6 protein-coding genes are annotated in these 5,675 nt (G+C 72.2%); 5 read left to right on the top strand and 1 reads right to left on the bottom strand.

Annotated elements, in window-relative coordinates; genetic code table 11:
• The coding region (locus BFF77_RS24010; protein WP_066953311.1) for a class III extradiol ring-cleavage dioxygenase family protein at positions 1-685 on the top strand (685 nt) is incomplete at its 5' end.
• 125 nt (positions 686-810) lie between these two features.
• On the opposite strand, the gene BFF77_RS24015 is transcribed toward BFF77_RS24010, so the two are convergent.
• On the bottom strand, positions 811-1,056 hold the full coding sequence (locus BFF77_RS24015) for an antitoxin (RefSeq protein WP_066953313.1): 246 nt from the start codon (positions 1,054-1,056) through the stop codon (positions 811-813).
• Positions 1,057-1,302: 246 nt separating this feature from the next.
• Between BFF77_RS24015 and miaA the strand changes: the two genes are divergently transcribed.
• The 4 genes from miaA to BFF77_RS24035 form a co-directional block, all read left to right on the top strand.
• Positions 1,303-2,241 carry a tRNA (adenosine(37)-N6)-dimethylallyltransferase MiaA gene (gene miaA, locus BFF77_RS24020; protein ID WP_066953315.1) on the top strand — a complete coding sequence of 313 codons (939 nt, stop codon included), beginning with the start codon at positions 1,303-1,305 and terminating at the stop codon, positions 2,239-2,241.
• Between the two features lie 125 nt (positions 2,242-2,366).
• Positions 2,367-2,804, top strand: coding sequence for a hypothetical protein (locus BFF77_RS24025; protein WP_066953317.1), 438 nt, complete (start codon positions 2,367-2,369; stop codon positions 2,802-2,804).
• A gap of 75 nt (positions 2,805-2,879) precedes the next feature.
• A complete protein-coding gene (gene dapF, locus BFF77_RS24030) occupies positions 2,880-3,854 on the top strand; it encodes a diaminopimelate epimerase (RefSeq protein ID WP_066953320.1) in 975 nt (324 codons plus the stop codon).
• A 146-nt stretch (positions 3,855-4,000) separates the two neighbouring features.
• Positions 4,001-5,675, top strand: a 1,675-nt coding sequence (locus tag BFF77_RS24035; RefSeq protein ID WP_079125439.1) for a RelA/SpoT family protein, incomplete at its 3' end; no start/stop codon positions are given.

Here is a 5,675-nt window from a genome sequence, read left to right on the forward strand (position 1 = left end):
CGGGGTACTGGCCGCGGCCCGGCCCGATCTGCTGATGGTCGTCGGGCCCGCCGAGCGGGACGGCCGGGGGCCGTACCCGCAGGGCGCCGCCGGTTCCTTCCGGGGCTTCGGCGTGGACGTCGAGGTCGTACTCGGCGGGACGGCCACCGGGGGTACGGGCATCAGCGATACGGACACGAGCGGTACCGGCACCGGCGGCACGATCGCGGGTGCAAGCGCGGGCGCGGAGGAGCGTGCCTCGCGTCCCCTGCCCTCCTCGCTCTCGGTCGCGGCCTGGCTGCTGGACCGGGTCCGCTGGACGGCCGCCCCGGTCTCCGGACTCGGAGTGGGGGAATCCCTCACCGCCGAGCGGTGCGTCCGTGCCGGAGAGGAGATCGCGGCGCGGTCCGGCCGGGTGGCGCTGCTGGTGATGGGCGACGCCAGCGCGTGCCGCTCGGTGAAGGCGCCGGGATATCTGGACGAGCGGGCGGCCGGCTTCGACCAGGAGGTGGCACGGGCTCTGGCGGCGGCCGACGCGGCGGCGCTGAAGGCACTGGACGCGAAGCTGGCGTCCGCGCTCAAGGCCGCGGGCCGTGCGCCGTGGCAGCTGCTCGCCGGGGCGGCCGGGGGAGCGGATCTGCGCGGTGAGCTGCTCTTCGACGCCGCGCCGTACGGCGTCGGCTATCTCGTCGCGACCTGGTCCTAGACGCGCGCCCGGTCCAGCGGCGGCCCGGCCGATGTGCTGCTCCGAGGGGTCCGGCGGGCGCTGAACAGGTGACGGCCGCGCGGCGCCCGAAGCGCCACGCGGCCGTCCACGGCCTTCACCGAGGATCAGGAGGCGGGTGGTGGCGGGGGAGTGGTGCCGTCGTCCTTGTGGGCGAGCCGGCCCAGGGCGTTCTTCGCCTTGCCCGTCCCCGAATCGATCTTGTCGCTGTACTTGCCCTTGGTCTTCTGATCGACCGTCCGGGCGGCCTTGTCCAGCCCGTGCTCGATCTTGCCCCCGTGCTGCTGCGCCAAGTCGGAGACCTTGTCCCTGGCCGGAGCGATCTTGGCCTTCAACGAATCCATGAAGCCCATGGCCCACCTTCCCTCGGAGGAGACAACAGACTATGTGCGGGTGCCGTCGCGGGTCGGTCGTCCGGGCGGCCTCCGCCTCGTCGGTCGACGTCACGGACGCGGCTGATGACTCCCGTCGAAGCCGTGAAAAAACACCCATATGTTCTCTTTATGATACGCGCGGAGAGGGAAAACCGCGCCGCTCGGCCAGGGTGCCGCCGCTTAACTCGTTCGGGTACGGGCCTGCGAGTTTGCAAGACTGGGGCAGTGAGAAGCGCAGCTACCGCACCGCGGGTCATCGCCGTCGTCGGTCCCACCGCGGCCGGCAAGTCCGATCTGGGCGTCCATCTCGCCCGGCAACTCGACGGTGAGGTCGTCAATGCCGACTCCATGCAGCTCTACCGGGGGATGGACATCGGGACCGCCAAGCTGACCGGCGAGGAACGCGCGGGCGTCCCACACCATCTCCTGGACATCTGGGACGTGACCGAGGCCGCCAGCGTCGCCGAGTACCAGAGGCTCGCCAGGGCGGAGATCGACCGGCTGCTGGCCGAGGGCCGTACACCTGTCCTGGTGGGCGGTTCGGGGCTGTACGTACGGGGCGCCATCGACGCCCTCGACTTCCCCGGCACCGACCCCGAGGTGCGCGCCAGGCTGGAGACGGAACTGAGCCTGCGCGGCTCCGGCGCCCTGCACGCCCGGCTGTCCGCCGCCGACCCCCAGGCCGGCCAGGCGATCCTGCCCAGCAACGGCCGCCGTATCGTCCGGGCGCTGGAGGTCATCGAGATCACAGGCAAGCCCTTCACCGCCAATCTGCCCGGTCATGACGCGGTCTACGACACGCTTCAGATCGGTGTCGACGTCGCCCGGCCCGAGCTGGACACCCGGATCGCGCAGCGCGTGGACCGGATGTGGGAGGCCGGACTCGTCGACGAGGTGCGCACGCTGGAGACCCGGGGACTGCGCCAGGGGCGCACCGCCTCGCGCGCGCTCGGCTACCAGCAGGTGCTCGCGGCGCTCGCGGGGGAGTGCAGCGACGACGAGGCGCGCGCCGAGACCGTACGCGCCACCAAACGCTTCGCGCGCCGCCAGGACTCCTGGTTCCGCCGCGACTCACGGGTGCACTGGCTCGGCGGCGGAACGGCCCAGCGGGAGGAACTGCCGCACCGGGCGCTGGCGTTGGTCGAACGAGCGGTCACAGCCTGATCACGTGATGGCATCGGGACGCTCCGCCCGTCCTTGCCGTCGCTCCGGGCGTGCCATCATCGAGCATCGATCGACCATCGGGCATCGATCGGCCAGTGGAGTCCGAATGGGGAGGGCGCGTGGCGATGGCGGCCGGCCCTCGTGACAGAGAACCAGCGGTACCGGACACGCGGGACGACGCCCCACGGCTGAGTCCCGATGGACCGGAGGAGGAGACCGCGACCCCGGAGGTCGAGGTCGAGCTCCGTCCGCAGCGCCGGCTGCGGATCTGGCAGCTCGCGCCGATCGTGGGTCTCGCGGCGATCGGCTCCCTGATGTTCGCCTTCCCTCTCGCCTTCGGCACCGGGGACGGCGGCGCGGTCGTCGCCATGCTGGGACTCCTGATCAGCTGCTGCGCGGCGGGCTGGGGCATGATGGCCGCCCGCAAGGTGGGCCACACCTGGCCGGGGCTGCCGACCCGTACCTCCGGCGAGCGTCCCGACTGGCGGGTCATCGCCCTGTACGTGACCGTGGGCGCCGCCCTGGTCGCCCTCGCCGTCTGGCGGGTCGCCCGGCTGCGCTGAGCGCCGCGCGCCCGGAAGGCCGGGACGACAGGGAGGGCCGCTGGATGGCGGCCGGTGTCGGCCCCTGCTCGTACGATGGGTCGCGTGAGCACCTCGCAGACCGCGTCCTTCGCCTTCCTCAAGGGCCACGGGACCGAGAACGACTTCGTGATCGTCCCCGACCCGGACAACACCATCGATCTGTCTCCACGCGCCGTGGCCGCCCTCTGCGACCGCAGGGCCGGCGTCGGCGGCGACGGGCTGCTGCGTGCCGTCAGGTCCGCGGCGCATCCCGAGGCGGTGGACATGGCGGCCGAGGCCGAGTGGTTCATGGACTACCGCAACGCCGACGGATCCGTCGCCGAGATGTGCGGCAACGGCGTGCGGGTCTTCGCCCGCTATCTCCAGCGCGCCGGTCACACCACGGCCGGGGATCTGGCCGTGGCCACCCGCGGCGGAGTGAAGAAGGTCCATCTCGCCAAGAGCGCGAAGGCCCCCGGCTCCGCCCGCGCGGAGCTTTCCGGCGACGGTGACATCACCGTCCACATGGGGCGCGCCGTACTCCCCGAGGACAGTGCCACGGTCACCGTCGGCGGTCGCGCCTGGCCCACCCGTAACGTCAACATGGGCAATCCGCACGCGGTCGCGTTCGTCGAGGACCTCGCACACGCCGGGAATCTCCTCACCGAGCCGCGTGTCAGCCCTCCGTCCGTCTATCCGGACGGGGTCAATGTCGAGTTCGTCGTCTCCCGGGGCCGGCGCCATGTCGCGATGCGGGTGCATGAGCGCGGCTCGGGCGAGACCCGCTCCTGCGGGACGGGCGCGTGCGCCGTGGCCGTCGCCGCGGCCCGCAGGGACGGCGCCGATCCCTCGGTGACCGGCGCTCCCGTCACTTACACCGTCGATCTGCCCGGCGGCCGGCTGGTCGTCACGGAGCGTCCGGACGGCGGGATCGAGATGACGGGCCCCGCCGTGATCGTGGCGGAAGGGCGGGTCGACCGGGCCTGGCTGGAGGCGGCCTCGGCGGGGGACATGTCCGGGGCTTCCCCGGCGCTTCACTCGAACGGGTGATCCGTTTCGCGCCGGGCCAGGCCGTGTCCGCCGGACACGGCCTGGGGCGGGAGTGCTGCCCGTGGCGGGCTCGGTAGCATCAAGCACCGGCCCGGAGGGCGTTGCCCGTTCTTCGTACCGCCGGTCGAAGCTGCCCGGAGGTGCCCATGAGTGCAGAGGCCACCAACCCTGGTGCCCACAGTCGGAGACGCGGCCTTCCCAGGATCGACCTCCGCAGACTCGGCAGGGCCGCCTTACTGGGGCCCGCCTCCAGGGACCGGCTGCCGGACGCGATGGGTCATGTCGCGGACGCGCACCGCGCCCACCACCCGTACGCCGACCTCTCCGTCCTGCGCAAGGCCTATGTCCTCGCGGAGAGTTCGCACCGCGGGCAGTTCCGCAAGAGCGGCGAGCCCTACATCACGCATCCGCTGGCCGTGACCCTGATCCTGGCCGAACTGGGCGCCGAGACCACGACCTTGACCGCCTCGCTGCTGCACGACACCGTCGAGGACACGGACGTGACGCTCGACCAGGTGCGCGCGGAGTTCGGCGACGAGGTCTGTTATCTGGTCGACGGCGTGACCAAGCTGGAGAAGGTCGACTACGGCGCCGCCGCCGAGCCCGAGACCTTCCGCAAGATGCTCGTCGCCACCGGCAACGATGTCAGGGTGATGTCGATCAAGCTGGCCGACCGGCTGCACAACATGCGCACCCTCGGCGTGATGCGTCCGGAGAAGCAGGCCCGTATCGCCAAGGTCACCCGTGACGTCCTCATCCCGCTCGCCGAACGCCTGGGCGTCCAGGCGCTCAAGACCGAGCTGGAGGATCTGGTCTTCGCCATCCTCCATCCCGAGGAGTACGCCCACACCCGGGCCCTGATCGCGGACAACGCCACCGCCGGCGACGCCCTCGCGGCGATCTCGGAGGACGTCAGAGGCGTGCTGCGCGAGGCGGACATTCCCGCCGACGTGCTCGTGCGGCCACGGCACTTCGTCTCCGTGCACCGCTCCAGGCTCAAACGCGGCGAGCTGCGCGGCACGGACTTCGGCCGGCTGCTGGTGCTGGTCGCCGAGGACGCCGACTGCTACGCGGTCCTGGGCGAGTTGCACACCTGCTTCACCCCGGTGATCTCCGAGTTCAAGGACTTCATCGCCGCGCCCAAGTTCAATCTGTACCAGTCGCTCCACACGGCCGTCGCGGGCCCGGACGGAGCGGTCGCCGAAGTCCTCATCCGTACGCATCAGATGCACAAGGTCGCCGAGGCCGGAGTCGTCGCTCTCGGCAATCCCTACGCGCCGGTCGACGGCGCGGAGCCCGCGTACGGCGCCGGACCGGCGGCGGGCGCGGAACCGTACGACGGCGAGCGCACCGATCCGACCAGGCCCGGCTGGCTCTCCCGGCTGCTGGAGTGGCAGCAGGCGGCGCCCGATCCGGACACGTTCTGGACGACGCTGCGGGCGGACCTGGCCCAGGACCGGGAGATCACCGTCTTCCGCGCCGAGGGCGGGCTGCTCGGACTGCCGGCCGGAGCGACCTGTGTGGACGCCGCGTACGCGCAGTACGGCGAGGCCGCGCACGGCTGTCTCGGAGCGCGCGTCAACGGCCGTCTGGCGCCGCTGAGCACGGTGCTGAGCGACGGTGACACGGTCCAGCTCCTGCTGGACCGGGACGCGGCCTCGGGACCTTCGCCGGAGTGGCTCGACCACGCCCGTACCGCCGCGGCCAGGATCGCGATCACCGGCTGGCTGGCGGCGCATCCCGAAGCGGTGGGGACGCCCGACGCCGCGCCCCGGGCCTCCCACGCGCTCACCGCGGACCGGCGCGGCGTCGGGCGTCCCC

Origin of the sequence: Streptomyces lushanensis (assembly GCF_001700515.1) — a bacterium.
In the GTDB taxonomy this organism is placed as follows: domain Bacteria; phylum Actinomycetota; class Actinomycetes; order Streptomycetales; family Streptomycetaceae; genus Streptomyces; species Streptomyces lushanensis.

What these genes read in the sequence shown, in the direction of transcription:
- BFF77_RS24015 (WP_066953313.1), bottom strand. Translation starts at nt 1,056, where the DNA reads ATGGGCTTCATGGATTCGTTGAAGGCCAAGATCGCTCCGGCCAGGGAC.
- BFF77_RS24025 (WP_066953317.1), top strand. Translation starts at nt 2,367, where the DNA reads ATGGCGGCCGGCCCTCGTGACAGAGAACCAGCGGTACCGGACACGCGG.
- dapF (WP_066953320.1), top strand. Translation starts at nt 2,880, where the DNA reads ATGGGTCGCGTGAGCACCTCGCAGACCGCGTCCTTCGCCTTCCTCAAG.